The sequence below is a fragment of the Dactylosporangium sp. NPDC048998 genome (assembly GCF_043197855.1).
Taxonomy (GTDB): Bacteria; Actinomycetota; Actinomycetes; order Mycobacteriales; family Micromonosporaceae; genus Dactylosporangium.
Map to the genome: position 1 here is coordinate 80,894 of NZ_JBICTV010000012.1, position 25,281 is coordinate 106,174.

Annotated in this window: 23 protein-coding genes and 1 riboswitch; of the genes, 16 read left to right on the plus strand and 7 right to left on the minus strand. The window is 70.3% G+C overall.

Features of this window, described 5'->3' with window-relative positions; all coding sequences use genetic code 11:
• Positions 1 to 87 precede the first annotated feature (87 nt).
• From ACGFI8_RS26185 to sigJ, 5 genes are all read left to right on the plus strand, one after another.
• On the plus strand, positions 88 to 2,079 hold the full coding sequence (locus tag ACGFI8_RS26185) for an ArnT family glycosyltransferase (protein ID WP_392808781.1): 1,992 nt from the start codon (positions 88 to 90) through the stop codon (positions 2,077 to 2,079).
• A gap of 4 nt (positions 2,080 to 2,083) precedes the next feature.
• Entirely contained in the window at positions 2,084 to 3,322 is a 1,239-nt protein-coding gene (locus ACGFI8_RS26190) for a glycosyltransferase (protein ID WP_392808783.1), read from the plus strand.
• A gap of 14 nt (positions 3,323 to 3,336) precedes the next feature.
• A complete protein-coding gene (locus ACGFI8_RS26195; protein WP_392808784.1) occupies positions 3,337 to 4,665 on the plus strand; it encodes an alpha/beta hydrolase in 1,329 nt (442 codons plus the stop codon).
• A gap of 66 nt (positions 4,666 to 4,731) precedes the next feature.
• The gene (locus tag ACGFI8_RS26200) at positions 4,732 to 5,082 is read left to right on the plus strand and encodes a DoxX family protein (protein ID WP_392808785.1); all 351 of its coding nucleotides are present in this window, start codon (positions 4,732 to 4,734) and stop codon (positions 5,080 to 5,082) included.
• Positions 5,083 to 5,084: 2 nt separating this feature from the next.
• The gene (sigJ, locus tag ACGFI8_RS26205; RefSeq protein WP_392808786.1) at positions 5,085 to 6,035 is read left to right on the plus strand and encodes an RNA polymerase sigma factor SigJ; all 951 of its coding nucleotides are present in this window, start codon (positions 5,085 to 5,087) and stop codon (positions 6,033 to 6,035) included.
• 25 nt (positions 6,036 to 6,060) lie between these two features.
• Here sigJ and gdhA read toward each other — a convergent pair whose 3' ends face one another.
• Positions 6,061 to 7,404, minus strand: a complete 1,344-nt coding sequence (gene gdhA, locus ACGFI8_RS26210; RefSeq protein WP_392808789.1) for an NADP-specific glutamate dehydrogenase — start codon at positions 7,402 to 7,404, stop codon at positions 6,061 to 6,063.
• Positions 7,405 to 7,629: 225 nt separating this feature from the next.
• Here gdhA and ACGFI8_RS26215 point away from each other — a divergent pair, with 225 nt between their 5' ends.
• Complete coding sequence (locus tag ACGFI8_RS26215; RefSeq protein ID WP_392808790.1) at positions 7,630 to 8,517, plus strand: fructose bisphosphate aldolase; 888 nt, start codon at positions 7,630 to 7,632, stop codon at positions 8,515 to 8,517.
• Between the two features lie 18 nt (positions 8,518 to 8,535).
• Here the strand turns inward: ACGFI8_RS26215 and ACGFI8_RS26220 are convergent, their stop codons facing one another.
• The gene (locus ACGFI8_RS26220; protein ID WP_392808791.1) at positions 8,536 to 10,038 is read right to left on the minus strand and encodes an IMP dehydrogenase; all 1,503 of its coding nucleotides are present in this window, start codon (positions 10,036 to 10,038) and stop codon (positions 8,536 to 8,538) included.
• A 41-nt stretch (positions 10,039 to 10,079) separates the two neighbouring features.
• On the opposite strand from ACGFI8_RS26220, the gene ACGFI8_RS26225 reads away from it, so the two are divergent.
• From ACGFI8_RS26225 to ACGFI8_RS26235, 3 genes are all read left to right on the plus strand, one after another.
• A complete protein-coding gene (locus ACGFI8_RS26225; RefSeq protein ID WP_392808792.1) occupies positions 10,080 to 10,442 on the plus strand; it encodes a hypothetical protein in 363 nt (120 codons plus the stop codon).
• 229 nt (positions 10,443 to 10,671) lie between these two features.
• On the plus strand, positions 10,672 to 11,694 hold the full coding sequence (locus ACGFI8_RS26230) for an MFS transporter (RefSeq protein ID WP_392808793.1): 1,023 nt from the start codon (positions 10,672 to 10,674) through the stop codon (positions 11,692 to 11,694).
• Positions 11,695 to 11,910: 216 nt separating this feature from the next.
• The gene (locus ACGFI8_RS26235; protein ID WP_392808794.1) at positions 11,911 to 12,783 is read left to right on the plus strand and encodes an alpha/beta fold hydrolase; all 873 of its coding nucleotides are present in this window, start codon (positions 11,911 to 11,913) and stop codon (positions 12,781 to 12,783) included.
• A 7-nt stretch (positions 12,784 to 12,790) separates the two neighbouring features.
• On the opposite strand, the gene ACGFI8_RS26240 is transcribed toward ACGFI8_RS26235, so the two are convergent.
• The gene (locus ACGFI8_RS26240) at positions 12,791 to 13,456 is read right to left on the minus strand and encodes a 2-phosphosulfolactate phosphatase (protein WP_392808796.1); all 666 of its coding nucleotides are present in this window, start codon (positions 13,454 to 13,456) and stop codon (positions 12,791 to 12,793) included.
• Positions 13,457 to 13,531: 75 nt separating this feature from the next.
• Positions 13,532 to 14,044: a hypothetical protein gene (locus ACGFI8_RS26245; protein ID WP_392808797.1), complete on the minus strand. Its 513-nt coding sequence runs from the start codon at positions 14,042 to 14,044 to the stop codon at positions 13,532 to 13,534.
• A 157-nt stretch (positions 14,045 to 14,201) separates the two neighbouring features.
• Between ACGFI8_RS26245 and ACGFI8_RS26250 the strand changes: the two genes are divergently transcribed.
• The 3 genes from ACGFI8_RS26250 to ACGFI8_RS26260 all read left to right on the plus strand — a co-directional run bounded on the left by ACGFI8_RS26250 (position 14,202) and on the right by ACGFI8_RS26260 (position 17,541).
• On the plus strand, positions 14,202 to 14,786 hold the full coding sequence (locus ACGFI8_RS26250) for an NADPH-dependent FMN reductase (protein WP_392808799.1): 585 nt from the start codon (positions 14,202 to 14,204) through the stop codon (positions 14,784 to 14,786).
• 46 nt (positions 14,787 to 14,832) lie between these two features.
• Positions 14,833 to 15,912, plus strand: a complete 1,080-nt coding sequence (locus ACGFI8_RS26255) for an LLM class flavin-dependent oxidoreductase (protein ID WP_392808801.1) — start codon at positions 14,833 to 14,835, stop codon at positions 15,910 to 15,912.
• Between the two features lie 192 nt (positions 15,913 to 16,104).
• On the plus strand, positions 16,105 to 17,541 hold the full coding sequence (locus ACGFI8_RS26260) for a hypothetical protein (protein ID WP_392808975.1): 1,437 nt from the start codon (positions 16,105 to 16,107) through the stop codon (positions 17,539 to 17,541).
• Here the strand turns inward: ACGFI8_RS26260 and ACGFI8_RS26265 are convergent, their stop codons facing one another.
• A complete protein-coding gene (locus tag ACGFI8_RS26265) occupies positions 17,542 to 18,693 on the minus strand; it encodes a zinc-dependent alcohol dehydrogenase family protein (RefSeq protein WP_392808977.1) in 1,152 nt (383 codons plus the stop codon).
• A 35-nt stretch (positions 18,694 to 18,728) separates the two neighbouring features.
• A riboswitch (M-box (ykoK) riboswitch) is annotated at positions 18,729 to 18,907 on the plus strand.
• A gap of 512 nt (positions 18,908 to 19,419) precedes the next feature.
• Positions 19,420 to 19,671 (minus strand): hypothetical protein, encoded by a 252-nt coding sequence (locus ACGFI8_RS26270; protein WP_392808802.1) that lies wholly within the window; start codon positions 19,669 to 19,671, stop codon positions 19,420 to 19,422.
• A gap of 296 nt (positions 19,672 to 19,967) precedes the next feature.
• Here ACGFI8_RS26270 and ACGFI8_RS26275 point away from each other — a divergent pair, with 296 nt between their 5' ends.
• The 4 genes from ACGFI8_RS26275 to ACGFI8_RS26290 all read left to right on the plus strand — a co-directional run bounded on the left by ACGFI8_RS26275 (position 19,968) and on the right by ACGFI8_RS26290 (position 24,643).
• Positions 19,968 to 20,744, plus strand: coding sequence for a hypothetical protein (locus ACGFI8_RS26275; RefSeq protein WP_392808804.1), 777 nt, complete (start codon positions 19,968 to 19,970; stop codon positions 20,742 to 20,744).
• Positions 20,745 to 20,746: 2 nt separating this feature from the next.
• A complete protein-coding gene (locus tag ACGFI8_RS26280; protein ID WP_392808805.1) occupies positions 20,747 to 21,385 on the plus strand; it encodes a methyltransferase in 639 nt (212 codons plus the stop codon).
• Between the two features lie 68 nt (positions 21,386 to 21,453).
• Positions 21,454 to 22,035 carry a cadmium resistance transporter gene (locus ACGFI8_RS26285; protein WP_392808807.1) on the plus strand — a complete coding sequence of 194 codons (582 nt, stop codon included), beginning with the start codon at positions 21,454 to 21,456 and terminating at the stop codon, positions 22,033 to 22,035.
• A 139-nt stretch (positions 22,036 to 22,174) separates the two neighbouring features.
• Positions 22,175 to 24,643 (plus strand): cation-translocating P-type ATPase, encoded by a 2,469-nt coding sequence (locus tag ACGFI8_RS26290; RefSeq protein ID WP_392808809.1) that lies wholly within the window; start codon positions 22,175 to 22,177, stop codon positions 24,641 to 24,643.
• On the opposite strand, the gene ACGFI8_RS26295 is transcribed toward ACGFI8_RS26290, so the two are convergent.
• Positions 24,638 to 25,252 carry a helix-turn-helix domain-containing protein gene (locus ACGFI8_RS26295; protein ID WP_392808811.1) on the minus strand — a complete coding sequence of 205 codons (615 nt, stop codon included), beginning with the start codon at positions 25,250 to 25,252 and terminating at the stop codon, positions 24,638 to 24,640. The genes ACGFI8_RS26290 and ACGFI8_RS26295 overlap by 6 nt on opposite strands.
• Positions 25,253 to 25,281: the final 29 nt, after the last annotated feature.

Here is a 25,281-nt window from a genome sequence, read left to right on the forward strand (position 1 = left end):
GGCGAGCGGTGCAATCGCCTGCCACCTCACAGCAAGTTCACGGTCGACGGCGGCGGTGCGGACGGGCGTGGAGGCTACGGTTGAGCCATGTCCACGGCACTGCCGCCGGTCGACGAGACATCTCGAGGCGGCGCATCCCGTTGGTCAATGGTCTCCCGGCGGCTGCTGCGCGGCCGGGACGGAGACCCGATTTGGGCCAGGCCGGCGCTCGTTGTCCTCCTGGTCGTCGCCGCGCTGCTGTACGGGTGGGGGCTCGGCGCGTCCGGGTGGGCCAACTCGTTCTACTCGGCGGCGGCGCAGGCCGGCTCGACGAGCTGGAAGGCGTGGTTCTTCGGGTCGTTCGACGCCGCGAACTTCATCACGGTCGACAAGACGCCGGGCGCGCTGTGGGTCTCCGGCCTCTCGGTACGGCTGTTCGGGCTCAACCCGTGGAGCATCCTGGTGCCGCAGGCGCTGGAGGGCGTGGCGACGGTCGCGTTGCTGTACGCGGTCGTACGCCGGTGGTTCGGGCCGGGCCCGGCGCTGCTGTCCGGGGCGGTGCTCGCCACGACCCCGGTGGCGACGCTCATGTTCCGGTACAACAACCCCGACGCCCTGCTCATGCTGGCCCTCGTCGCCGGCGCGTACGCGCTCGTGCGGGCGGTGGAGGACGCGCGCACCGGCTGGCTGGTGCTCGCCGGGGCGTGCGTCGGTTTCGGCTTCCTCACCAAGATGCTGCAGGCGCTGCTGGTCCTGCCGGCGTTCGCGCTCGCCTACCTGGTGTTCGCGCCGGCCCCGGTCGGGCGCCGGGTCCGGCAGGTGCTGCTCGGCGGGGCCGCGATGGTCGCGTCCGCCGGCTGGTGGGTGGCGATCGTCGAGCTGACGCCGGCACGGTACCGCCCGTACGTCGGCGGCTCCACCGACAACAGCGTCATGCAACTGGCCCTGGGGTACAACGGCTTCGGCCGGCTCACCGGCAACGAGATCGCCGGCTTCGACGGGCGGCGCTTCGGCTTCGACGAGCCCGGCTGGGGCCGGATGTTCGGCGCCGCGACAGGCGGACAGATCGCCTGGCTGCTGCCCGCCGCCGTGCTGCTGTGCGTGGCCGGCCTCGCGCTGGCGGGCCGGAGCGCCGCGACACCCACGCAGGCCGGGCGGTGGCGGGCCGCATACGTGCTGTGGGGCGGCTGGCTGGTGGTGACCGCGCTGGTCCTCAGCCTGATGCACGGCATCTTCCACCCGTACTACACGCTGGCGCTCGCCCCGGCGGTGGCGGCGCTGGCCGGCATGGGCGCGCACACCCTCTGGCGACTGCGTTGCGACCGGGCCGGTTCGCTCCTGCTGGCCGCGGTGGTCGCCGGCACCGCCGCCTGGTCCTGCCTGCTCCTCGATCGCAGCGCCGCGTTCCATCCGTGGCTGCGCGCCGTGGTCGCGGTGACGGGACTGCTCGCGGCGGTCGCGCTGACGTTGTTCACGCGCCCGGCCGGACAACGCCGGCGCGACCGTCGCTGGACGGCGCTGCTTGCGGCGGTCGCCGCGGCCACCGCGCTCGTCGCCGTCCTCGCCGGTCCGGTGGCGTACTGCCTGCAGACCGTCGCGGCGCCACGGTCCGGGCCGCTCGTATCCGCGGGCCCCGCCGTGCCCGGCGCCCGCGCCGGGCGGGGCGGCGGCATGGACGGCGCATCGCCGGACGCGGGCATCTCAGGCGGCGGGCGCACTACCGGCACGTTCGGCATGGCGCGGCTGCTGGCCGACCGTGCTCCCGACCCGCGGGTGCGCGCGCTGCTGACGCGCAACGCCGGCGCGTACACCTGGGTCGTCGCGACGATCGGCTCCCGCGGTGCGGCGACCTATCAGCTGGCCACGGGGCGGCCCGCGATGGCGGTCGGCGGCTTCAGCGGTACCGACCCGGCGCCCACGCTCGCACAGTTCCAGCGGGACGTCGCCGCCAAGCGGATCCATTACTTCATCGACGATCCGTTCGCCCGCGCCTTCGGCGGCAGCCACTCGAGCGACAGCGCCCAGATCGCCGGCTGGGTCCAGCACCACTACCCGGCCTCCACGATCGACGGCATCACCATCTACGACCTCTCGAGGTGAGACGGTGACCGATGTCCGGCCTCCGCGCGCGCCCAGCCAGACGTGCGACACCCGGTCCGGCCTCCAGGCGCCGGTCCTCGACATCGTCATCCCGGTGCACAACGAGGAGGCGGACCTGCGGCCGTGTGTGCGGCGGCTGCACGCCAACCTCACCGGGACGTTCCCGTACCCGTTCCAGATCACCGTCGCCGACAACGGCAGCACCGACGCCACGCTCGACGTCGCCTGCGCCCTGGCCGCCGAGCTGCCCGAGGTCGCCGTCGTCCACGTGGCCGAGAAGGGGCGTGGCGGCGCACTGCGGGCGGCGTGGACGGCGTCGGATGCCGCGGTGCTCGCCTACACCGACGTCGACCTGTCCACCGATCTGGCGGCGCTGCTGCCCCTCGTCGCACCGTTGCTGTCCGGCCACTCCGACCTGGCCATCGGCACGCGCCTGTCCGACGGCGCACGCGTCGTCCGCGGCGCCAAACGTGAGTGGATCTCCCGCTCGTACAACCTGCTGCTGCGTGGCACGCTGGCCGCCCACTTCTCCGACGCGCAGTGCGGGTTCAAGGCGATCCGCAAGGACGTGGCCGACCAGGTGCTGCCGCTGGTGCGGGACACCGGCTTCTTCTTCGACACCGAACTGCTCGTGCTGGCCCAGCGCGCCGGCCTGCGCATCCACGAGGTGCCCGTCGACTGGGTCGACGACCCGGACTCGAGGGTCGACATCCCCGCCACCGCGCTCGCCGACCTCAAGGGCATCGCGCGGCTCGTCCAGGCGGCGGTCACCGGCCGGCCGTCCCTCACCGCGCTGCGGGTCCAGTTCGGCCGCGGGCCGCTGCCGCCCCCCATTCCCGGTGTACCGCGAGGGCTGCCCCGTCAGCTGGCGCGGTTCGCGATCGTCGGCGTGCTCAGTACGCTCGCCTACCTCGCGCTGTATGCCGTGCTGCGCCCGGACGCCGGAGCGCAACCGGCGAACCTGCTGGCACTGCTCGTCACGGCGGTCGGCAACACCACCGTCAACCGGCGCCTGACGTTCGGCGTCCGCGGCCGGGCACACGCCGTGCGCCACCAGTTCCAGGGCATCCTCATCTTCGTGCTGGGACTCGGCATGACCAGCAGCTCGCTCGCCGTGCTCAACCGGGTCAACCAGCATCCGTCCCGCGTCCTGGAGATGGGCGTGCTCGTCGTGGCCAACCTGGCCGCCACCCTTGTGCGATTCGTCCTCATGCGCGGCTGGGTCTTCCGTGCCGCGCCCTGACGAGGCGGTGACCCATGAACTGGCTGAACCGCAGAACCATCTGCGCCGTGGCCGTGGTCGCGGTGCTCCTCGCCCTCGTCCTCGGCACCGGCGCCGGGCTCTTCGACGGCGTGCCGCTGCTGAACCCGGCCGCCGCCGGCGCGATCGAGCTGCTCGCCCTCGCCGCCCTGGTCGGCTCGTGGGCGCGCCGGGACCAGCGCTGGCTGTCGCGCACGCTGCCGTTGCTGTGGGGCTCGGCGCTGGTGCTCACCGTCGCGGCCGTGGTGACGTTGCGGGTGACCGGGACGATCCGTGACCGCTACCCGCCGATCTTCGCCGCGTGGTTCGCCCTCGCGGTGGCGGCCATCGCCGGAGTACCGTTCGCGCTGTCCCGCCCGGGCCTCGTCCGCCGGATCGCCGCCGTGTCCGCGGTGCCGCTGACGCTCGCCGGCGGCCTCCTCGTCCTCGACCAGGTCTACGCCGTCTGGCCGAATGTCGGCGACCTCCTCGGCCACACGCGCGCGCTGGGCGGCGGCGCGCTCGACCGGGCGCTGCGGGCGCCGCCTCCGGCCGTGCGCGAGCAGGGCCTGCTCGGCGTATACGACATGCCGGCGACGATCTCACATTTCCAGCACCGGCCCGGCTACGTGTATCTGCCGCCGGCCTACTTTACCGCCGACCGCCCGAACCTGCCCGTCATCGTGGTGCTGGCCGGCGTGCCGGGCTGGACCAGCCAGTGGCCGCAGGCGGGCAAGGCGGTGACCACCGCCGCCGGCTACGCCGCCGATCACCACGGAGTCGCGCCGGTACTCGTCTTCGTCGACCAGAACGGCGGGACGTACCGGGACACGGAGTGCGTCGACGGGCCGCTCGGCAACGCCGAGACCTTCCTCACCGTCGACATCCCCGCGTTCGTCACCGCAACGCTGCACATCCCGCACCACGCCACGACGTGGGCCGTCGTCGGCTTCTCCGAGGGCGGCACCTGCGCGGCCGATCTCGTCCTGCGCCACCCCGGCATCTTCCGGCACCTCGTCGACCTGGGCGGCGAGTCGCGGCCGACGCTGCACGGCCCGCGCTCGACCCTGCTCACCTTGTTCGACGGCTCCGCCGCCGCCGAGCGCGCCCACGACCCCGTGTACCTGCTCGCCACCCGCCGGTACGACCAGGTCAGCGCCTGGTTCGCCGCGGGCGCCGACGATCCCAGAGGCATCGTCGCCGCCCATCAGCTCGCGCAGGCCGCCGCCGCGGCGGGTGCCACGTCCCACGAGTTCACCGGCGACGGCGGGCACAACTGGCAGTTCGCCGGCACAGCCTTCGCGCAGGTCCTGCCGCAGCTCGCACAGGACCTCGGGATCCACTGACCGCTTGTGCCTCACGTCACAGCGCGGCGCCCTCACATCTCACCGGGCTCGTTCGTCCCTTGAAGCATGTTCACTGCTTACGTCACGGTCACCATCGTCGCCGCCGTCTTCAACGGCATCGCCGCCGTCACCTACCTGATCGGCCACGACTATCCAAAGGCCCAGGCGGACATGAAGCGCGTGCCACGGTCGTGGGTGCCGGTGCTGGGCATGCTGCTGGCCGCGGGCTCCCTGGGGCTGCTGGCCGGGTTCGCCGTGCCGCTGCTGGGGACGCTCGCCGCCACCGGCCTCGTGCTGTACTTCCTCGGCGCGCTCTTCGCGCATCTGCGCGTGGGTTCCCGCAAGCTCGTGGGATGGGCCGTGTTCTGCTCCACCGCGGTGGCCGCACTTGCCGTGAACCTGGGCTACAACTGGTAGCCGTGAGCACCCCATCCGGGCCGGAAGACGGCCGGGTCGATCCGAGCCTCAGTGTGATCATGGGCAGGCGGCGTCACCTGATCAACCTCGCGTACCGGCTCCTCGGCTCGCTGGCCGATGCCGAGGATGTCGTGCAGGAGACGTACGCCCGCTGGTACGCCATGCCCCGGCAGCAGCAGGAGGCCATCGAATCCCCGGGCGGCTGGCTGACGACGGTCGCGAGTCGCATCTGCCTCGACGTGCTCGGCTCGGCACGGGCCACGCGGGAGCGCTACGTCGGCGAATGGATCCCGGAGCCGCTGCCCGACCGTACGGAGTGGATCAACGAACGGCCGGGCGGCACCACAGACGACCCGGCCGACCGGGTCACTCTCGACGAGTCGGTCAACATGGCCTTCCTCGTCGTGCTCGAATCGATGACCCCGGCCGAGCGCGTCACATTCATCCTGCACGACGTCTTTCGGTACCCCTTCACCGAAGTGGCCGAGATCGTCGGCCGCACGCCGGCGGCATGTCGCAAGCTGGCCTCGTCGGCCCGTCGCCGGATTCCCGCGTCACAGGCGCCCGCGCCGCCGGCGGCCCGGCGGGCCGGCATCATCAGAGAGTTCAAGCAGGCATGGGAGGCCAAGGACATCGGCGCCCTCGTCGGCCTGCTCGACCCCGACGCCACGGCGATCGCCGACGGCGGCGGCCTGGCCAGCACCGCGCTCCGCCCGATCGAAGGCGGCGAGCGGATCGCACGCTACCTTGTTGCCTTCGCCGATGGCGCATCCAACCTGACGATCCTGGAACGCACCGTCAACGGTCAGCCAGGCCTGGTAGCCCGGCTGGACGGCGTCACCGTGACGGTGGCGGCGTTCGACATCCCAGGCGAGCGGATCAGGCACATCTGGGCGGTACGCAACCCGGAGAAGCTCCGGCCGTGGACGGCCGGAGCTTCTTCCAGAAAGTGATTCGGGACCGCTGTTTCAGGGGCCGTCAGATCAGCCCCTGGGCCAGCATCGCCTCGGCGACCCGCCGGAATCCGTCGATGTTGGCGCCGGCGACGTAGTTGCCGGGCATGCCGAACTCCTCGGCGGTGGCATGGCAGCGGGCATGGATGTCGCGCATGATGGTCTGCAGACGCTCCTCGGAATACGCGAACGTCCACGAGTCGCGGATGGCGTTCTGCTGCATCTCCAATGCGCTGGCGGCGACCCCACCGGCGTTGGCGGCCTTGCCCGGCGCGAACCGGACACCGGCCTGGTCGAAGGCGCGGATCGCTTCGGGACTGGTCGGCATGTTCGCCCCCTCGACCACGATCGCGCATCCGCCGTTGATGAGCGCGGCGGCGTCCGCCGCGTTGATCTCGTTCTGGGTCGCGCTCGGCACCGCGACCTGGCACGGCACCTCCCACACGGTTCGGTCCGCGACGAAGGACGCGTGCGACCGGACCTCGACGTACTCCGCGACGCGGGCCCGCCGGGTCTCCTTGACGTCTTTGAGCACCTCGACGTCGATGCCCTTCTCGTCGTAGACGTAGCCCGAGGAATCCGAACAGGCCACGACCGTTCCGCCGAGCTGATGCACTTTTTCGATCGCGTAGATCGCGACGTTGCCCGAGCCGGAGACGACGACACGCTTTCCGTCGAAGCTGTCGCCCACGGCGCGCAGCATCTCGTCGGCGAAGAACACCGCGCCGTAGCCGGTCGCTTCCCGGCGCACCTGCGCGCCGCCGTAGCTCAGCCCCTTGCCCGTCAGTACCCCGGACTCGTACCTGTTCGTGATGCGCTTGTACTGGCCGAACAGGTAGCCGATCTCACGACCGCCGACGCCGATGTCACCGGCCGGCACGTCGGTGTACTCGCCGATGTGCCGGTACAGCTCGGTCATGAAGGACTGACAGAACCGCATCACCTCGCGGTCCGAACGGCCCTTGGGATCGAAGTCGGAGCCGCCTTTGCCGCCACCGATCGGCATGCCGGTCAGCGCGTTCTTGAAAATCTGCTCGAAGCCGAGAAACTTGACGATGCCCAGATACACCGATGGATGAAACCGCAGCCCGCCCTTGTACGGCCCGAGCGCACTGTTGAACTCCACCCTGAACCCGCGGTTGATGTGCACCTCGCCGCGATCGTCCTCCCACGGCACCCGGAAGATGATCTGCCGTTCGGGCTCACAGATCCGCTCGATGATCTTCGCGTCGGCATAGTCGGGATGCCTGTCCAGCGCCGGGGCAACGCTGTCGAGCACCTCCCGCACCGCCTGATGGAACTCGTGCTCACCGGGGTTGCGCCGCACGACGGTACTGAAGATCGACTCAAGCTTGGTCTGCGTCGACAAGGCCACCTCCGGTGTGACGGGGTTCTACTCCAGTTGCGTGACTGGCTCATCCCACACCGTTGTGGATCGCGTAGCGAACACAATAGCTTACCGGCCCAGCCGGTCTCGATCTTCGAGGCCCCGGGCGTGGGGCCACCCGACCGCCATGGGGCTCACCTGGAAATCGCGCCCTGGTGATGCGCGATAACGTCGGCGGCCGGCCGGCGCTGGTGCCAGGATCGGGGCATGAACCAGGAGCAACGGTCAAAGATCGCGTACGGCCGCGGTTTCCTCGCCGCCCTGGACCAAAGCGGCGGCAGCACGCCGAAGGCGCTGGCGCAGTACGGGGTGCCGGAGTCGGGCTACGCGACCGAGGACGAGATGTTCGACCTCATGCACGAGTTCCGGTCGCGGATCATCACCGCGCCGGCCTTCGACGGCGACCGCGTCCTCGGCGCGATCCTGTTCGAGCAGACCATGGACCGCGACGTGGCCGGCACGGCCGCTCCGCAGTACCTGTGGGAGCACAAGCAGGTCGTTCCGTTCGTCAAGGTGGACGAGGGGCTCGCCGACGAGCAGGACGGCGTACGGCTGATGAGGCCCTTCACCAAGCTGGACGACCTGCTCGCGCGGGCCACCCGCCGGCACGTCTTCGGCACCAAGATGCGCTCGTTCATCGTCCGGGCCGACCCGGCCGGCGTCGCCGCCGTACTCGATCAACAGTTCGGTTACGCCAAACGGATCCTCGACGCCGGCCTCATGCCGATCCTCGAGCCCGAGGTCGACATCCACAGCGACGAGAAGCAGCCGGCCGAGCAGGTGCTGCGACAGGGCATCCTCGACCGCCTGCCGGCACTGCCGGACGGGCGGCAGGTGATGCTCAAGCTCTCCATTCCGACCCAGGACGACTTCTATGCCGAGCTGATCGAGCACCCGAAGATCCTGCGGGTGGTCGCCCTGTCCGGCGGCTACTCCCAGCACGACGCCGACGCGCGGCTCGCTCGCAACCACGGCCTGATCGCCAGCTTCTCCCGAGCGCTGACCGAGGACCTGCGCCACCAGCAGACCGACGAGGAGTTCAACCAGGTGCTCGACACCTCCATCGCAGGCATCTACCGCGCCTCGACGACGTAAGGAACCGGTGCGTCCGGGCTACCGGGCGCCACCGCTGGAGCCGCTGCGCAGCCGGACCTCGGCGCCGTTCTGGGAGTAACTTTGCTGCGAGACCTGGACGAGGACCGCGTCGCGGTGGAAGTCCCGCAGGGTGGTCGCGCCGCAGCTGACCATGGTGGCGCGCAGTTTCGCCGTGGTACGCGCGACGTTGGCGTACAGGCTGCCGGCGTAGGGAACGTATCCGTCGACGCCTTCCTCGAACGGCAGCTCGGTTTCGCCCTGGTCGTAGCGGGCGACGTTGCGGGCGCGCTGTGAGCCTTCGCCCCAGTATTCCTTGAACAGCTGCCCGTCGAGGTTGACGAGGTTGGACGGGCTTTCGTCGAAGCGGGCGAAGTAGCGGCCGAGCATGATGAAGTCGGCGCCGAGGGCGAGGGCGATGGCCATGTGGTAGTCGGCGAGCAGGCCGCCGTCGCAGCAGATCGGCACGTAGACGCCGGTTTCTTCGGCGTACCGGTCACGCTCGGCGACGACGTCGATGAGGGCCGAGGCTTGGCCGCGGCCGATGCCCTTCTGGTCGCGGGTGATGCAGATCGACCCGCCGCCGATGCCGACTTTGACGAACGCCGCGCCGGCGTCCGCGAGGTAGCGGAACGCCCGTCCGTCCACGACATTGCCGGCGCCGACCGGGATGATCCCGCCGAGCTCTTCGACCGCGTACCGCAACGTCTTGTGCTGCCAGACGGAGTAGCCGTCGGAGGAGTCGATGCACAGCACATCCGCGCCGGCCTCGATCAGGGCGGGGATGCGGTCGCGATAATCGCGGGTGTTGATCCCGGCGCCGACCCGGAACCGCTTGTCGGCGTCGATGGACTCGTTGCGGAACTGCTTGTGCAGCTCGTAGTCGCGGCGCAGCACGATCGAGGCGAGCCGCCCCCCGGCGGTGACGATCGGGAGCAGATCGAGCCGGCGGTCCCAGATCAGGGTGTTCGCGTCCGACAGCGAGATCGTGGGTGGTGCGGTGACGAGCGTGCCCGCTGGGCGCATACGGGACTCGACGGTGTCGTTGAGGTCGTGCCGCTGCGGGTGGAAGTCGCTGGTGGAGATCAGTCCGACGAAGACACCGGTGGGGGTGCCGTCGTCGGTGACGACGGCGATGTCGCGTTCGGCGGCCTTCAGCAGCCGGCTGACCTCGCCGAGCGTCGCGGTGGGTTTGGTGTTGATGTCGGAGTGCCGGAAGCCGGCCTTGTGCCGCTTGACGGCGCCGACCATCGCTGCCTGCTCGTCGATGGGCTGGTTCTGGTGCGCGAAGCTCAGTCCGCCGGTCTGGGCGAGGGCGATCGCGAGGCGGGGCGAGGAGACCGCCTGCATGATCGCGCTGACGAGCGGGACCGCGATCCGCAGCGGGGACGTCTCCCCGACGGGGTGCCGGACGATCGGGGCGGACAGGTCGACGACGTCGGGTGTGCAGTCCTCGGTGGTGAGGTTCGGCACGAGCAGGTACTCGTTGAGGGTGCGGGAGATCTCGGAGAGGATGACGGCCACGCGGTGCTCCTAAAACACTCCGCCGCTGCGGGCTGGCTGGAATGCAGCCACACGCTACCAGCGCGGTCACGTTCGGTTGCGGCAGCCTCTTGCCGCGCCGCCCGGCAGACGCCGAGATCGCTGCCGCCGCCGACGAGATCGGCCGGCAGTGGATGGAGCGGGCTGAGCGCGACCTCACCGCCTACCTCGCCGACAGGGAGGCGTTCGGCGAGTTCGCCGCGGCCGCCCAGCACTCCTTCGGTGGCACCATGCTCACCGCCGAGGAGTTGGCGCAGTTCAGCGAGGAGTACATCGCCTTGCTCTCCAGCTGGCACCGCGAACCCGGTCGGGCCTCCCCCGGCAGCCGGCACATCTCCGTGGTGTTCCACGCGTTCCCCACTCCCGACGGTGGGAACACGCCGTGACCACCTCCCCGGCCGCGCAGGGAACCGCGGCACGGTCCTCGCTGTGGCGCAACCGCGAGTTCGTCGCCCTGTGGAGTGGTCAGGTCGTCGCCACCCTGGGCGCCCAGATCAGCGCCACCGCGATGCCGTTGCTCGTACTGTCGACGAGCGGATCCCCCACCGACGCCGGCTCGTCGGAGCCGCCGGCACGCTGCCCTTCCTCGTCGCGAACCTGCCCGCCGGACCGCTCGTGGACCGGTGGAACCGCCGCAGGATCCTGTTGGTCAGCGAAATCGTGGCGGGCCTGGCACTCGCCACCGTCCCGGCCGCCATGTGGCTGGGCATCCTCACGATCACCCAACTCGTCGTGGTCGCCTTCACCCAGGGACTCTGCTTCGTCTTCTTCGGGCTGGCCGAGCGCGCCGCCCTCCCCATGATCGTCCCCGCCGCCCAGGTGCCCGCGGCGGTGGCCCAGAACGAGGCCAGAAGCCGCGGTGCCGCGCTGGCCGGACCGCCGCTGGGCGGCCTGCTCTTCGGCCTCGGCCGGGCCCTGCCGTTCCTCGCCGACGCAGTGTCCCTGGCCATCGGCGCCATCGGGCTGCTGTTCATCCGCAGCGACCTGCAGAAGCGGACCAGTGCACCGGCCGAACCGCTGTGGCGCTCGGCCGCCGCAGGTCTGCGCTGGGTCTGGCGCCACCCGCTCATCCGCACCGCAATCGTGCTGATCGCGGTCAGCAACCTGGTCTTCCAGGCCCTCATCCTGATCCTCGTCGTGCTCGCCCAGCGCCAGCATGCCACCTCCGCCACCATCGGCGTGATGCTCGGCATCTACAGCGGCGGGGGTCTGATCGGCGCCCTCGCGGCGAGCAGGCTGCACCGCCACGTCACCCCCCGAGCGGTCATCATCGGCGTCAACTGGATCTGGGCCGCGCTGCTGCCCCTGTTCACCATCGCCGCCAGCCCGCTGCAGATCGGCGTCATCGGCGCTGCCTGCGCGTTCATTGGACCGCTCTGGAACGTCGTGATCGCCACCTATGCGACCGTTCTGGTCCCCAACGAACTGCTGGGCCGCGTCACCAGCGCGGCCATGACCCTGTCCTGGGGAGTCATGCCGCTGGCCTCCCTCGGCGCCGGGTATCTGCTCGCCGCCCTCGGCCCGACCGGCGCCGTATGGGTGCTCACCGCGGTCATGTTCATCGCCGCGATCACCGCCACCGCCAGCCCCGCCGTCCGGCGGGCCCCGCCACTCGCGGCACACGACACATCGTCCTGACGGGGCGGGGGCGGCCCGTCAGTCGCCGGAGGCGTCCCGCAGTACGGCTGCGAACGCCCGCTCCTGTTCGGTCCGGCGCGGCTGGGCGTATCAGGCTCGCAGCGAGTGCTGCGTTGATTTCCGGGCCGGCTGCGGTCATATCGCCTTCCTTCCGGGGGCTATGCGGGATCGGCGAGATCCGCCATGCGCTGGCCACCTGGCCGTAGGCTCACCCTCATGACGACGATGCAGACACACACGCTCGCCGCGCCCGGCGCCGATCTGGTCTACGACGTCCGTGAACCCCTCTCGCCGGCTGACGGCCGCGCGTTGCTCATGATCGGTCAGCCGATGACGGCGGTGGGCTTCGACGCGCTCGCCGCCAACTTCACGGACCGCACCGTTGTCACCTACGACCCGCGCGGCCTGGGCCGCAGCGTTCGCGCGGACGGTCGGTCCGACAACACGCCGCAGCAGCAGGCGGCCGACTTGCACCTGCTGATCGAGGCGCTCGGCGCCGGTCCGGTCGACGTATTCGGCAGCAGTGGCGGTGCGGTGACCGCGCTCGAACTGGTCGCGACCCACCCCGGCGACGTTGTCACGCTGGTGGCGCACGAGCCGCCGATCAACGCCGTACTTCCCGACGCCGCAGGCGCCGAGCGCGCCCGGGCCGCGTTCCACGAGGCGTATCAGGCGAACGGCTTCGGCGCGGGCATGGCCGCGTTCATCGCGATGACGTCCTGGCAGGGCGAGTTCACCGACGCTTACTTCGCCCAGCCCGCAGCCGACCCGGCAATGCTCGGCATGCCGACCGACGACGACGGCACCCGCGACGATCCACTGCTGTCGAAGCACTCGTGGGCGATCAGCGACTACCGCCCCGACAAGGGCCGGCTCAACGCGGCATCGACCCGGATCGTGATCGCGGTCGGCGAGGAGTCGGCGGGCACGTACACAGCGCGTACGGCCGTCGCCACCGCGGCCCTGCTCGGCCAGCAGGCCACGGTGTTCCCGAGCCACCACGGCGGCTTCCTCGGTGGTCAGTCCGGCTACGCGGGCAAGCCCGAGGAATTCGCCGCGAGGCTCCGCGAAGTCCTGACCGCCGGCTGACCCTCGTTCAGCACGGCACCCAGGCAAGCACGACGTGATCCTGGCGGATTTCGCCCACCATGGCGAATGCGGACCGGTCGACATCGCAGCAGAAGGGAAGATCCCTGGACAGATCGACGCGTTCGTGCGCGGGTTGCCGTGCATAGGCACGGGCATGCTCGGCGGCGCCGTCCATGATGCCCGCGATCAGATCTTCCCGCCTCGGCGCTGTCCCGTGGAGAAGGTCGTTCAGGTAGGTCGCGCAGGCCCGGTCCTCAGCGGTCAGCCCGGTGCAGACCAGGGTGTACCGGGTCTCGGCGTGGTGCTTCCCGATCCATCGAGCGCTGGCACTCACATTCAGTGCCGACACCGCGAGCAGCGCCGCCGGGGCCGGATACCGGACGAGCCCGCGCGTGCCGTTCGACGTCGCCTGGATCAAACGCCGGCCGTCAAGCTGCGCCATCGACATCTCGAACGGCGAGTTCCCGAAGTCGAAATCCGCCGGCTTGAGCCCTCCGGTCTCGCCGACCAGAAGGCGACCCGGGTGCCGCCGCCGCAGATCTCGGCCGGCCTCGACCGACGGCGCGCAGACTATTTCCGTCGCGCCACGCTCAAAGGCGAGCGCGGCCGTCGTGAAGGCGCGAATAACATCGATGACGATGACGACAGTGCCGGCCGGGACCTCGGCATCCATACCTACGATCGACACGACGCGTGATTATTCACCGTACCGTGTCGTCGGCTCCTCGCGGGTGCCGATCCTTGTCAGTCAGCGGTTGGCGCGGAGGTGGTGGAACTGCTCGACCGAGCCGCCGCCGACGCCCAGCCCTCGCCGGGCCGCGGCGTGGAAGGTGTCGCGGGCCAGGTCGCTCTCGTTGACGGCGGCCTGCCACGCATCGACGTCCCCCGCCTCGGCCCGGGCGACGCGCTCGGTTTGCGCCACGGCGTCCCGCCAGCGCCGTCCGGCCGCCACGGTGGCCTCGTCGCCGAGCAGCAGTAGCGACTCCCAGTCCTGTGTCCTGCGCACATTGGCCGCGGCGAGCAGCACGAGGTTGGCCGCGCGCTCGTCCCGCTCGGCGCCGATGAGCCGTGAGGCAATAGCGTGGATCTCCTTCAGCGTGGCGGCGAAGGCGATGTACGCATCCAGCCGCCGCTGGTCCCACCGCACCACCTGGTCGCGCCGCCAGCGCAGCCGGTCGGTCAGGCTGCTGGACGCCATGGCCCCCGCGGCCCCCAGCACGACACCGAACAGGGCCGGGAGCTGATCGACGAAACTCTGCATGCCGCAAGCTTCGCTCAGCTACACAAGGTGACACGCGCCGGATGCTGCGCTGAGCTGACGGGCCGCGCTCGGGCGATTTTGGGATGTCCCGGATGAGACCGGCGAGAACGGGTAGGCGGTTGACGGTCCAGTCGAGAGAGCAGGAAGGTGAACCGACATGGCCAGGTACAAGGTGGGCTACATCGTCGGTAGCCTGGCGACCGCTTCCATCAACCGCATGCTGTCCAAGGCGCTGATCCGCCTGGCCCCGCCGGACCTGGAGTTCGTGGAGATCCCGATCAAGGACCTCCCGCTCTACAGCTACGACTACGATGACGACTTCCCGGCCGAAGGCCGGGCGCTCAAGGACGCCATCGCCGCCGTGGACGCCGTGCTGTTCGTGACTCCGGAGTACAACCGCTCCATCCCCGGCGGCTTGAAGAACGCCATCGATTGGGCGAGCCGCCCGTGGGGAGACAACTCGTTCTCGGGCAAGCCGTCCGCGGTGATCGGCGCGTCGCCGGGGGCGATCGGGACCGCGGTCGCTCAGCAGAGCCTGCGCAGCGTGCTCGGCTACTGCAATGCGCCGCAGATGAACCACCCGGAGGCGTACATCCGCTTCAGGCCGGGCCTGATCACCGACGCCGGCGATGTCACCGACGCCGGCACGGAGCGGTTCCTGCGCCACTTCATGGAGGAGTTCCGGGAGTTCATCGTCCGCGTGCTCACGGCGCTGCCGCGGCACGCGATGGCAAGTCGATGATGCTCGTTCCGCAGACCGGCGACCGCATCTCGCCTACCCGACCATCGTGACCAAGCTGGGCGTCCAGATCCAGCCATGGCACGATTCGCGGGAGCTGGTCGAGGTCGGCCGCCGGCTCAGCGATGTGGTGGACCTGGTGTGGGTTCCGGACCAGATGCTCGCCCGCAACGTCTACGCGCTGCTTGGTGCCCTCGCCCAGGCCGGCTGCGGGGTGGGCACCGGCGTCACCTACGCCGTGGGCCGCAATCCGATCGAGATGGCGTCCGCGGTCGCCACGATCGGTGAGCTGGTCCGCGACGACCGCGAGGTCGTGGTCGGGATTGGCACGGGTGGCGTCCTGGTCAACAGCCTCTTCCGGAAGGCCAGGCCGGTGAGCGCGGTTCGTGAGGCGGTCACATTGATGCGCGCCCTCTGGACCGGTGAGCCGGTCCCGCTGGACGCCTTCCCGGTCCTCGGCGCCGCGCTCGGCTACCGCCCGGGGGCCAATGCCCAGCTGACCTATCCGGTGCGGCGACGCCCGGACATCGTGGTCGCCGGCATCGGCCCGAAGATCCTTGCCATCGCTGCGGCGCATGCGGACGGCCTGATCTCGCCGAGCATGATACCCACGCTGTCGCGGGCCGCGCTGCTCTCCGGACGCTTCGGCGAGATCTCGGGGCTCGACGACGTACTCAGCGCGAGGCCTGTCGACAGCGTTCCGTTGAGGTTGATCTTCGGCATCAACATCTCGGTCTCGAGGAACCGTGATCGGGCCCGGGCGCATGCCCGGCGTCAGGTTTCCCTGATGATGGGCAGCCCCAGACTCTGGCCGGATCTCGCCGCGGTCGGGCTCGACGTCGAGTCGGCCGGCGAGGTCAAGGCAGCGTTCGACAACGGCCTCGGTGTCGAGGGCGCGGCGCAACGCTGCTCCGAGTCGCTCGCCGACGCGTTGATCATCTCTGGCTCACCGGAGGACTGCATCGGTCCGATGACCGAGTTGCGCGACCTGGCCGCGGCGCATGGCTACACCGAATGCTATGTCGGGGCGCCCCTCGGCCCCGACCCCTCCGAGGCGGCTGACCTCCTGCTCAGCGACGTCATCCCCGAGGTCTGGCCGGACCGGCGAGGAGGGCGCCCTCAGGAGTGAGCGAGGACCGGCCACGGGTGCCCCGACATCACCCTGGCCGCTCATCCGATTTCGCGCGACTCGTTCGAGAGAAGAGGTTTCCCCAGGTCGCGAAGGGGCAGTGAGATCGATTCCCTGCGTCAGTGCAGCCGATCACTGGCAGGAGTAGCCATGCGTTTGCCCCACCGCTGGCACCGTTCCGCCGTGAGCAGGATGGTTGTGGCCGCTGTCGTGACGATCGCGCTCTGCCCGGCCGTGGCCTTGACGGCCAGTGGGTCACGGTCGCAGGTCACCCCGACCGGCCCGCCTACCGTGATGCAGGCCCCGGCACTGCCCGGCGCCCAGCCGATCTCGGCGAACGACCGGGTCTACACCGCTGACCAGGACTCCAACACGGTCAGCGTGATCAACCCGAAGACCGGCACGGTGCTGGGCACGATCCCGCTGGGTAGCGTGCGGATGGATACCGACGCCGATGTCCTGGGCGCGATGTACGACGGCCAGATCAACGTCCACGGTCTGGGATTCTCCCGCGACGGCCGCTACCTCGATGTCATCGACGTGACCACCAACGCCGCACACGTCATCGATACCGCCTCCAACACCGTCGTACGCACCATCTACCTCGGCCGCGCCCCGCACGAGGGGTTCTTCTCCCCCGATGGAAATCAGCTGTGGGTCGCCGAGCGCGGCCAGGACACCGTCGCGGTCATCGACTGGCGTAACGATCGAGTGGTTGACCGTATCGTCTCCGAAGACGGCCCGTCGAAAGTGGTGTTCAGCCCGGACGGCCGACTGGCCTATGTCAACCATCTGCGAGCCGATGCGCTCGACGTGATCGACGTGGCCAGCCACCGGATCACCGCCCGGGTTCCGATCCCAGGCAACGCCGGCGGCTCGTCCGACGAGGCCATCTCCCCGGACGGCAAGGAGATCTGGCTGGGCATGCCCAACAACGGCAAGACCACCACCGTGCTCAACGCCACCACACACCGCGTCGAGGCCGTCCTGGACACCGGCCCGCGCACCAACCACCCCAACTTCGTCACCGTCGGCGGCGTCAACTACGCCTACCTCACCGTCGGCGATCTGAACCAGACCCTCGTCTACCGCCGCTCGCCGAACGGCGGTCCACCCACGCTGGTCAAGCGCATCCACGACCACGGCGCCGGTTCGCACGGCATCTGGCCCAGCCCCGACAACACCCGCGTCTACGTGGCGCTGCAGTACTCCGACGCCGTCGACGTGATCGACACCCGGACCATGACCGTGATCGACAACCTGCGCATCGGGCAGTCGCCGATGGCGTTGGTCTACGTCGCCCGCACCGGCGCCGCCAGCACGGCGAACCTGAGCCGGCAGGGACTCGGCGCGCGCAACGAGGTCCTGCCCGTTGACGTGCAAGGCGTCACCGGGGTGGGCACAGCCCAGATCCGGGCTCTTCCCGGACTCGACGAGATCGTCATCGACGTCCGCGGCCTTCCCCCCAATCGCAGGTTCACCGTGTACGCCGTCCAAGGCCAGAACGCCACCGCCCTGCTGTCGGCGACCAGCAACAGCATGGGCGTCGTACCCGAGGCGCTCGCCTTCGTCCATTTCTTCGACAACCACTACGACAAGGTCATTCTGCGTCCCACACCGAGTGGCTAATCAGGGGAACGTGAACAGGATCTTTCCGGTGCGTCCTGGCGTCATCGCATGTTTGAACGCTTCGTGGTAATCGTCCAACCGGTAGGTCGCCTCGATCGGGACGGTCAGCACGCCGGTGGCGACAAGGTCGCTCAGCGTACGGTAGGTCTGCTCGATCTCGGCGCGTGGCGCGTTGCGCAACCAGTTGATCAGCCAGAATCCGGTGAGCGTCACCTCGTTGAAAATGAGATCGTGGGCCGGGACGGCCGGGGGTACGTCGGTCACGAACGCGTAGGTGACCATCACACCGCGGAACCTGAGCGCACCGGCGATGTCGGCGACGATCGGGCCGGCCGTGCCGTCCAGCGCCAGGGCGAGTTCCGCACCGTCCAGTACGTCGGCGATCTGGGCAGGCAGGTCGTCACCGGCGACAATCACGCGGTCTCCGCCGGCGTCACGAACGATCTGGGCCGCGGCCTCGCGCCGCACGATGTTGAGGGTCTTGAGGCCCTGCAACCGGGCGAGGGCGATGACGCAGCGGCCGACGGCCGAGTTGGCGGCGTTCTGGCCGACCCAGTCGCCGGCGGCCAGCTTGGCGTACTTGTGCAGCAACAGGTACGCGGTCGCCGGATTGATCGGCAGCATCGCGAGCTGCAACGGATCGGCGTCCTCTCGCACGGGAACCACATTGTGGTACGAGGTCGCCACCTTGTCGGCCCAGGTGCCTTGTTCGTAGGTGGGCAGGATGACGACCCGCTGCCCGACCAATCGCGTGCCGGCAGCGCCACCGGCGTCGATCACTCGCCCGACTCCTTCGCCGCCGACCGGGCTGGGCAGCCGCGGCCGGACCCCGTAGTCGCCCCGGACGAGCAGGAAGTCGGACGGGTTGACCGGCGCGGCCTCCATCTCGACCAGGATGTCGTCAGTACCCAGCAGCAGGCCCGGCTCCCGCTGCAGCGATACGGACTCGCGCGGATCGCCGTACGATGTGACGACTAGCTGCGTCATGAGGTCCCCCCAGATCGGCCCAGAAAACCGTGAGATGCCCCCCGGACGCACCGTCATGCGGCGAAGGCGTGCGATTCCGGTGCGCGTTCCGCAATCCGTGAACAGCCAGGAGGCCGACGCCGGCACCGCGAAAAGCGAGCTGTCGCCGTTGTGTCCCGGGGCCATCACGAGACAGGCGCTATAATTGCGGGAAGATAGATGGGACACCTCGTTCGGTGAGGCGTCTCCACGGACACAGGCCACTGATCCCACCCGTCGAGAGACGCTACGGATCAGGACACCTCTTCCCGGATTAAGGGGAAAGGCCAAGTGGCTGCGTGGCGACCTAACGGCCGCGCTACGCCGTGGAGTGCTAAAGCTCTAACGAGAGAGGTGCTGGCCGGGATATCAATTCCCGAAGCTGAATTGCCTCTCGTCGGTGTCGGATGATCAGACGCCGTGGCGTCATGACCGGAGGGAGGCGAGTGATGGACAGCGATAGTCCGGGCCGCAGTCGGCGATCCTCGCCGAAGGCCCTCTCGATGCTGGGCGCCCGCTAACTCGGCCAGCTTGCCGACCAGACCGCCGCTACGGCGCAGGAATTGGCGTGTGCCCATATTGCTCGCTCGGCAATGCCGGGAGCATGCTGGTCGGCGCCGCCTACATCCTGAGCGTTCATTCACCGGCGTGTCCGCTGCCCAGCACCGAATCAACGCTGCCGATTTCCCATCTGCCTGCTAGGAGACCCTGATGACCCAGGTACTTGCCACCATCGCGGTAGAGGTCGTGACCTCCCTGCTGATTTCCCTCGTCATCGCCGCGGCACGGCGCGCCCTCAAGGTCCCCGCCTGATCCGCTGTGGCTCAACAACCTGTCCCCGACCGGCGTGCGCGGGGTTGTCCATGATCATGATCAGGGAGAACCCGCGCACCGCCGGTGTCGAACACGGTCGGCACGAACGTGCCGGAGGGCCTCCTCCGGCAAGTCGGCAGGCGATGCCAGGCGCGCGGTGACCGCGCGCCACGCCACCTGAACCGTGAGCGTGGCGGCCAGGGCGATCACGAACGCGGCGGCGGTGCCGAGCGACACGACGAGAACGGCCACGAGGAAACAGAAGACCGAGAAGCCGAGCAGTCCCCGAGCAACGCCGTGCAGCACCCGCACAGCGCCGGGGGAACCGAGCTGGGCCAGCGCGAAGGCGGCGACAGGTGATCAGCAGGATCGGCCCGGCCACGATCGGCAGGGCGACCAGCGTGCCCGAGACCCGCTGACCCCACCGGCGTCCGGCCAGGGAGGAGGCGACCACCAGCGCCGGAGCCAGCAGGAGCTTCAGCACCACCGTCACCGCGACATCCTACGGAGACGAAACGGAGGTCCGCTCGGTACGGAAGAGGGTTGATCCATTTTCTGGCCGAACGGGCGTATCCGGGCGTGACGCCGCACCCGTACTGTTGAACGTCATGACCGTCGATGCCGTACGTCCGGCCCGGCCCGCGCAGGTGACCGTCGCGTTCTGGCTGCAGCTCGCCGCCGTCGCCCTGCTGCTCGGCATCGCCGGGTTGGTCGTCGCGTACGCTGTGCACTTCGACGGTGAGATCTCCCGAGCCGTCGCGCTGGTGCCCGACGCGGCCCCGGACGAGGTGAGCTCGGAGCGGTTCGGAAACGTCTTCATGGCGCTGGTCCTCGGCGTGCCGACGCTCCTGCTCGCGGTCTGGCTCGCCGCGACGGCGGTGCCGGTCCTGCGGGGCAGCAACGTCGCGCGGATCCTCGTCTTCGTCGCCGGGGGCGGGCAGTTGCTGGTCTGCATGCTGCAAGGCTGCGGCGGGTTCCTGTTCGCGCCGCTCTTCTTCGCGCTCGACAGCGGGAACGTCTCCGGGCCCAATGCCTCCGGAACCGGCGAGATACCGCTGGAGCAGTCCAAGTTCCTCGAAACCCTGTACTCGCGTTCGGACCCGTTCTCCGAGGTGTCCATCCTGGCGGGCGGCGCCGGCGCGCTGGCGGTGCTCATGTTGACGTGCGCGGTGGTGCTACTGCTGGCGCTGCCTCCTGCGCACCGCTACTTCGTCCCGCGCACCGCGACACCCCCGGCGCCGGGCTGGCCGGCGCCGGTCCATCCCAGCGGATACCCGTGGCCGGTGCCGTACATGATCTGCCCCGATCCTTCGGTCCATTTCCCACCCGCCGCCGCATCGCCCGAGCCCACCTCCGAACCCCCGGCCACCACGAACGACGCATAGCGATGACGGCCTCGACCGACTGGCACGAATGGCACCTGCCGTACGGCGACCACACGTCCCCGCTGTCGCGACGGCTCCGGCTCGTCCAGCAACACATCAGCGACTGGCTTGACGAGCGGCCGGAGACCACGCTTCGAGCGGTCAGCGTGTGCGCGGGGCAAGGGCATGACCTGATCGGCGTCCTGGCACAGCGGCCGGACGCCACACGGGTGCGGGCCTGGCTGATCGAATATGAGCCACGCAACGTGGCCGCAGCCCGGGCCCGCATTGCCTCCGCCGGGCTCGACGGGATCACCGCCGTCCAAGCTGATGCCGGGGACTTCGCCGCGTACCACGATGCTGTCCCCGCCGACCTGGTCCTCCTCGCCGGCGTGCTCGGCAACATCAGCGATGCCGACGTGCGAGCAACGGTCAATGCCATGCCGAAGCTGTGCGCACCGCGCGCGACGGTGATCTGGACCAGGACCCGTCGTACGCCCGATCTCACCCCAGCCGTCCGCGGTTGGTTCGCCGACGCGGGCTTCACCGAACAGGCATTCCACGCGCCGCCCGACGTGCTGTTCTCCGTGGGCGTTCACCAGTTGCACGCCCAACCACAACTCCCGCCGCCCAGCGGCCGCATCTTCACGTTCGCCGCGTAGCTCAACGAAACCCGCCTCGCCTGCCGCATGGTCGGCAGGCACCGGTCGGGCATGGACAATACGTGATCGTGGGAGATCTACTCGGAATGCTCGGCGCCGCGGTCGGGGTGTTCGTCGGCACGAACATTGACGACCTCATCGTGCTGACGGTGCTGTTCCTGTCCGCCCGGGCCACTGGCAAACCAGGGCCCGGGCAGATCTGGCTCGGCCAGTACGCCGGAATCGGCGTGCTCGTGGCGCTCTCCGCGGTCGCGGCACTCGGCCTGACCATCGTGCCCGACCGGTGGGTCGGGCTGCTCGGCCTCGTGCCGTTCGCTCTCGGCGTCAAGGGCCTGATCTCGGCGATCCGTGCGCACGGCGATGACGACTTGTCCGCCCCGACGGCCGCGACGGGGCTGTTGTCCGTGGCCGGGGTGACCATCGCCAACGGCGCGGACAACATCAGCGTGTACACCCCGATGTTCCGCACCATCGCCCTGACCAGCAGCCTCATCACGATCGCCGTGTTTGCCGCCGGCGTCGCCCTGTGGTGCCTGGCCGGGTCCTGGCTCGGCTCGCACAAGAGGATCATCGAGGTCGTACAGCGCTACGGACACTGGATCGTCCCCGGTGTCTTCATGGTGATCGGCACGGTGATCGTCATCGATTGACACTGCTCGACTGCACCGGCCGCAGCACCGAGGCCATCCCCTGACCACGACCCGCTCACACTGTTGACCTGTCTCTGGAGGCGTGAGGCATGACCGACGCGCCGGCCGCCATCGCGGCCGATCAGGCGGCGGCCTGTCCGTGCCCGACGTGCTGACCGCGCTGGGCAGCACACCCGATGGGCTGGCCGAGCCGCAGCGCGCCGCACGGCTGGCCGACTACGGGCCGAACGCGGTGACCAGCCGCAAGCCGAAGCGGTGGCTGCCGGAGCTGGCGGAGTCGTTCACCGAGCCGCTGCAACTGCTGCTCATCGCGGTCGCGGTGCTCTCGGCCGTGTTCGGTGAACTGTCCGACGCGGTCGCGATCGCGGTCGTCATCGCCGCGGTCGCCGTGCTGGAGACCGCCACCGAGATGCGCGCCGCCCGCGCCATCGGCGCGCTCAGGGCGATGAGCGCCCCTACCGCCCGCCTCGGCGACGGCCGTCAGGTCCCCGCCGCTGACCTTGTGCCCGGCGACGTCGTCCGGGTCGCCGTGGGCGACCTCGTGCCGGCCGACGCGCGGCTGCTCACCACGCGGGGGCTGCGGGTGGACGAGTCCACCCTCACCGGCGAAGCCCACCCGGTCGGCAAAGACCCCCGACCGGTCCCTGCCGGGACCGCACTGGCCGACCGGGCCAGCATCGTGCACGCGGGCACCGCCGTGCAGGCCGGGGAAGCCACCGCCGTGGTCGTGGCCACCGGCGCCCGCACCGAACTCGGCAGGCTCGGCAAGCTGGTCGCCGACGCCAAGGAACCCCCGACGCCGCTGCAACGCACCCTGACCGAGCTCGCCCGCGCCGTGCTCGTGCTGGCCATCGCCGCCAGCGTCATCGTCCCGGCCGTCGGGCTGCTGGCCGGGCAGCCGCTGCAGGACATGATCCTGTCCGGGCTCACCGTCGCGTTCGCCACCGTGCCGGAGGAACTGCCGATTCTCGTCGTCGTCCTGCTCGCCGTCGGCGGCCGGCAGCTGGCCCGCCACGGCGCACTGCTGCGCCGGCTGCGCGCCGGGGAGACCCTCGGCGCGGTCACCGTCGTCGTCACCGACAAGACCGGCACCCTGACCGAGAACCAGCTCCACCTCGTCGACATCCACGGCGACCGCCGCCACGTGCTCACCGTCGCGCTGGCCACCCAACCCCGGCCCGGCGCCGCCCGCGACCCGATGGAGGCCCAACTCGCCGACGCCGCACATCAGATCGGCCTACCCGACCCCGCCGAAGACCTCGTCGCGTTCCCGTTCGACCCGCACCGCAAGCTCGTCTCCCGCGCCCACCCCAGCCATGACACCGGCCCCGGCGGTGTCTGGCTCGCTGCCGCCGGGGCACCCGAAGCCGTACTGGACCGCTGCCGCCTCGACCCGGCCCACCGGGCCGAACTCGACGCGCACCTGCATGACGTGGCCCGGCAGGGCCTGCGGATCATCGCCTTCGCCGAACGCACCCTGCCCGACATCCCCCAGGACCGAGACACCGCCGAAACCGACCTCACCTACGTCGGGCTGGCCACCTTCACCGACCCGCTACGCCCTGGCGTCGCCGAAGCCGCCGCCGCCCTCACCACCGCGGGCGTGGCCACCATCGTCGTCACCGGCGACCACCCCGACACCGCCGCCGCCATCGCCGACCGGGCCGGGCTCACCGGCGGACCGTCCATCCCGCGCGGTGGCGAACTCGCCGAACTCCCCGACGCCGACCTGCAACCACTGCTCACGCACGGCACCGTCGTCGCGCGGGCCACCCCGGCCACGAAACACCGCGTCGTCACCGCACTGCAACACCGCGGCGAGATCGTCGCGGTCACCGGCGACGGCGCCAACGACGCCCCCGCCCTCGCCGCCGCCGACGTCGGGATCGCCCTCGGCGCCCGCGGCGCCGAACTCGCCCGCGCCGCCGCCGACCTCGTCCTCACCGACGACGCCTACCCCACCGTCGTCACCGCGATCGCCAAAGGGCGCAACATCAGCGCCCAGCTGCGCCGCGCGGTCGCGTTCTACCTCGGCGCGAAGCTCGCGCTCGTCACCGTCCTGCTCGCCGCCCTCGGCACCGGCCTGCCCGTCCCGTTCGACCCGGTCCACATCGTGCTCCTCGAGATCTTCATGGACCTCGGTGCCTCCGTGGCGTTCATCGCCGAACCCGCCGCCCCTGCGGCGATGCGCCAACCGCCCCGCCCACCCGGCGCCCGGTTCCTCGACCGGCCCGAACTCGCCGCCATCGTCACCGTCGCGGCCACCCTGATCCTCGCCACCCTGCCCGGCTACCTCCTGCTCGCCCACACCCACCTCAGCGCGGCACGCGCGGCCGCCGTCCTGGGCTGGCTCGCCGGGCACGCCGCCATCGCCTGGACCCTGCGCACCCGACCCGGCCTGTCGTGGCGCGCCAACCCGGCCTTCCCCGCCTGGGCGGCCATCGCGACACTCACCGGCCTCATCGTCGCCCTCACCCCGGCCGGCCAGCTCATCCACCTCAGCGCACCGTCCGCGGCGGCGCTCGCCGGCGTCGGCGCCGCCGTCCTCACCGCGGTCGCCGCCGCCACGATCACGCGCCGGCTGCTCCGCTTCACCGCTCGGCTATGAACCCCCGGCACCCGTACGCAACGGCGGCGCCTTGGGGGCTGCGCGGACGTGCGCGCGTTCGCCTTGTTTCCCGATGAGACTGAGGTACTCGACAGGGCCGGCGCTGGTGGCACCGAACCAGTGCGGGGTTCGAGTGTCGAACTCCGCGGCTTCCCCGGGCTTGAGGATGAGGTCGTGCTCGCCCAGGACCAGGCGCAGCGTGCCGTTGAGGACGTAGACCCAGTCGTAACCCTCATGCGTGCGCAGGTCGGGCTCGGTGTCGTCGTCTCCTCTCGGAAGGACGAACTTGTAGGCCTGGATGCCTCCGGGCCTGCGGGTCAGCGGCAGGATGGTTGATCCGTCGCTGCAGGCGATCGGGCGCAGGTTGATACGAGGGTTGCCGGTGGGCGGCGCGTCGACGAGCTCGTCGAGGGTCACCCCGTAGGCGCGGGCGAGCGGCAGGAGCTGCTCGAGCGTGGGCCTGCGCAGGCCGGCCTCGAGCCGGGAGAGCGTGCTGGTGGAGATGCCCGTCTCTTCGGCGAGGTCGGCCAGGGTGACGTCGCGCCGCTGTCGTAGCTGCTTCAGCCTCGGCCCGACGGCATCGAGGGTGCGCTCCACTGCATCGTCCATGCCCCGAGTTTGCCATTCGGCAACAGGCT

What these genes read in the sequence shown, in the direction of transcription:
- ACGFI8_RS26185 (WP_392808781.1), top strand. Translation starts at nt 88, where the DNA reads ATGTCCACGGCACTGCCGCCGGTCGACGAGACATCTCGAGGCGGCGCA.
- ACGFI8_RS26195 (WP_392808784.1), top strand. Translation starts at nt 3,337, where the DNA reads ATGAACTGGCTGAACCGCAGAACCATCTGCGCCGTGGCCGTGGTCGCG.
- ACGFI8_RS26200 (WP_392808785.1), top strand. Translation starts at nt 4,732, where the DNA reads ATGTTCACTGCTTACGTCACGGTCACCATCGTCGCCGCCGTCTTCAAC.
- ACGFI8_RS26215 (WP_392808790.1), top strand. Translation starts at nt 7,630, where the DNA reads ATGAACCAGGAGCAACGGTCAAAGATCGCGTACGGCCGCGGTTTCCTC.
- ACGFI8_RS26225 (WP_392808792.1), top strand. Translation starts at nt 10,080, where the DNA reads ATGCAGCCACACGCTACCAGCGCGGTCACGTTCGGTTGCGGCAGCCTC.
- ACGFI8_RS26235 (WP_392808794.1), top strand. Translation starts at nt 11,911, where the DNA reads ATGACGACGATGCAGACACACACGCTCGCCGCGCCCGGCGCCGATCTG.
- ACGFI8_RS26240 (WP_392808796.1), bottom strand. Translation starts at nt 13,456, where the DNA reads ATGGATGCCGAGGTCCCGGCCGGCACTGTCGTCATCGTCATCGATGTT.
- ACGFI8_RS26245 (WP_392808797.1), bottom strand. Translation starts at nt 14,044, where the DNA reads ATGCAGAGTTTCGTCGATCAGCTCCCGGCCCTGTTCGGTGTCGTGCTG.
- ACGFI8_RS26250 (WP_392808799.1), top strand. Translation starts at nt 14,202, where the DNA reads ATGGCCAGGTACAAGGTGGGCTACATCGTCGGTAGCCTGGCGACCGCT.
- ACGFI8_RS26260 (WP_392808975.1), top strand. Translation starts at nt 16,105, where the DNA reads ATGGTTGTGGCCGCTGTCGTGACGATCGCGCTCTGCCCGGCCGTGGCC.
- ACGFI8_RS26265 (WP_392808977.1), bottom strand. Translation starts at nt 18,693, where the DNA reads ATGGCCCCGGGACACAACGGCGACAGCTCGCTTTTCGCGGTGCCGGCG.
- ACGFI8_RS26275 (WP_392808804.1), top strand. Translation starts at nt 19,968, where the DNA reads ATGACCGTCGATGCCGTACGTCCGGCCCGGCCCGCGCAGGTGACCGTC.
- ACGFI8_RS26280 (WP_392808805.1), top strand. Translation starts at nt 20,747, where the DNA reads ATGACGGCCTCGACCGACTGGCACGAATGGCACCTGCCGTACGGCGAC.
- ACGFI8_RS26295 (WP_392808811.1), bottom strand. Translation starts at nt 25,252, where the DNA reads ATGGACGATGCAGTGGAGCGCACCCTCGATGCCGTCGGGCCGAGGCTG.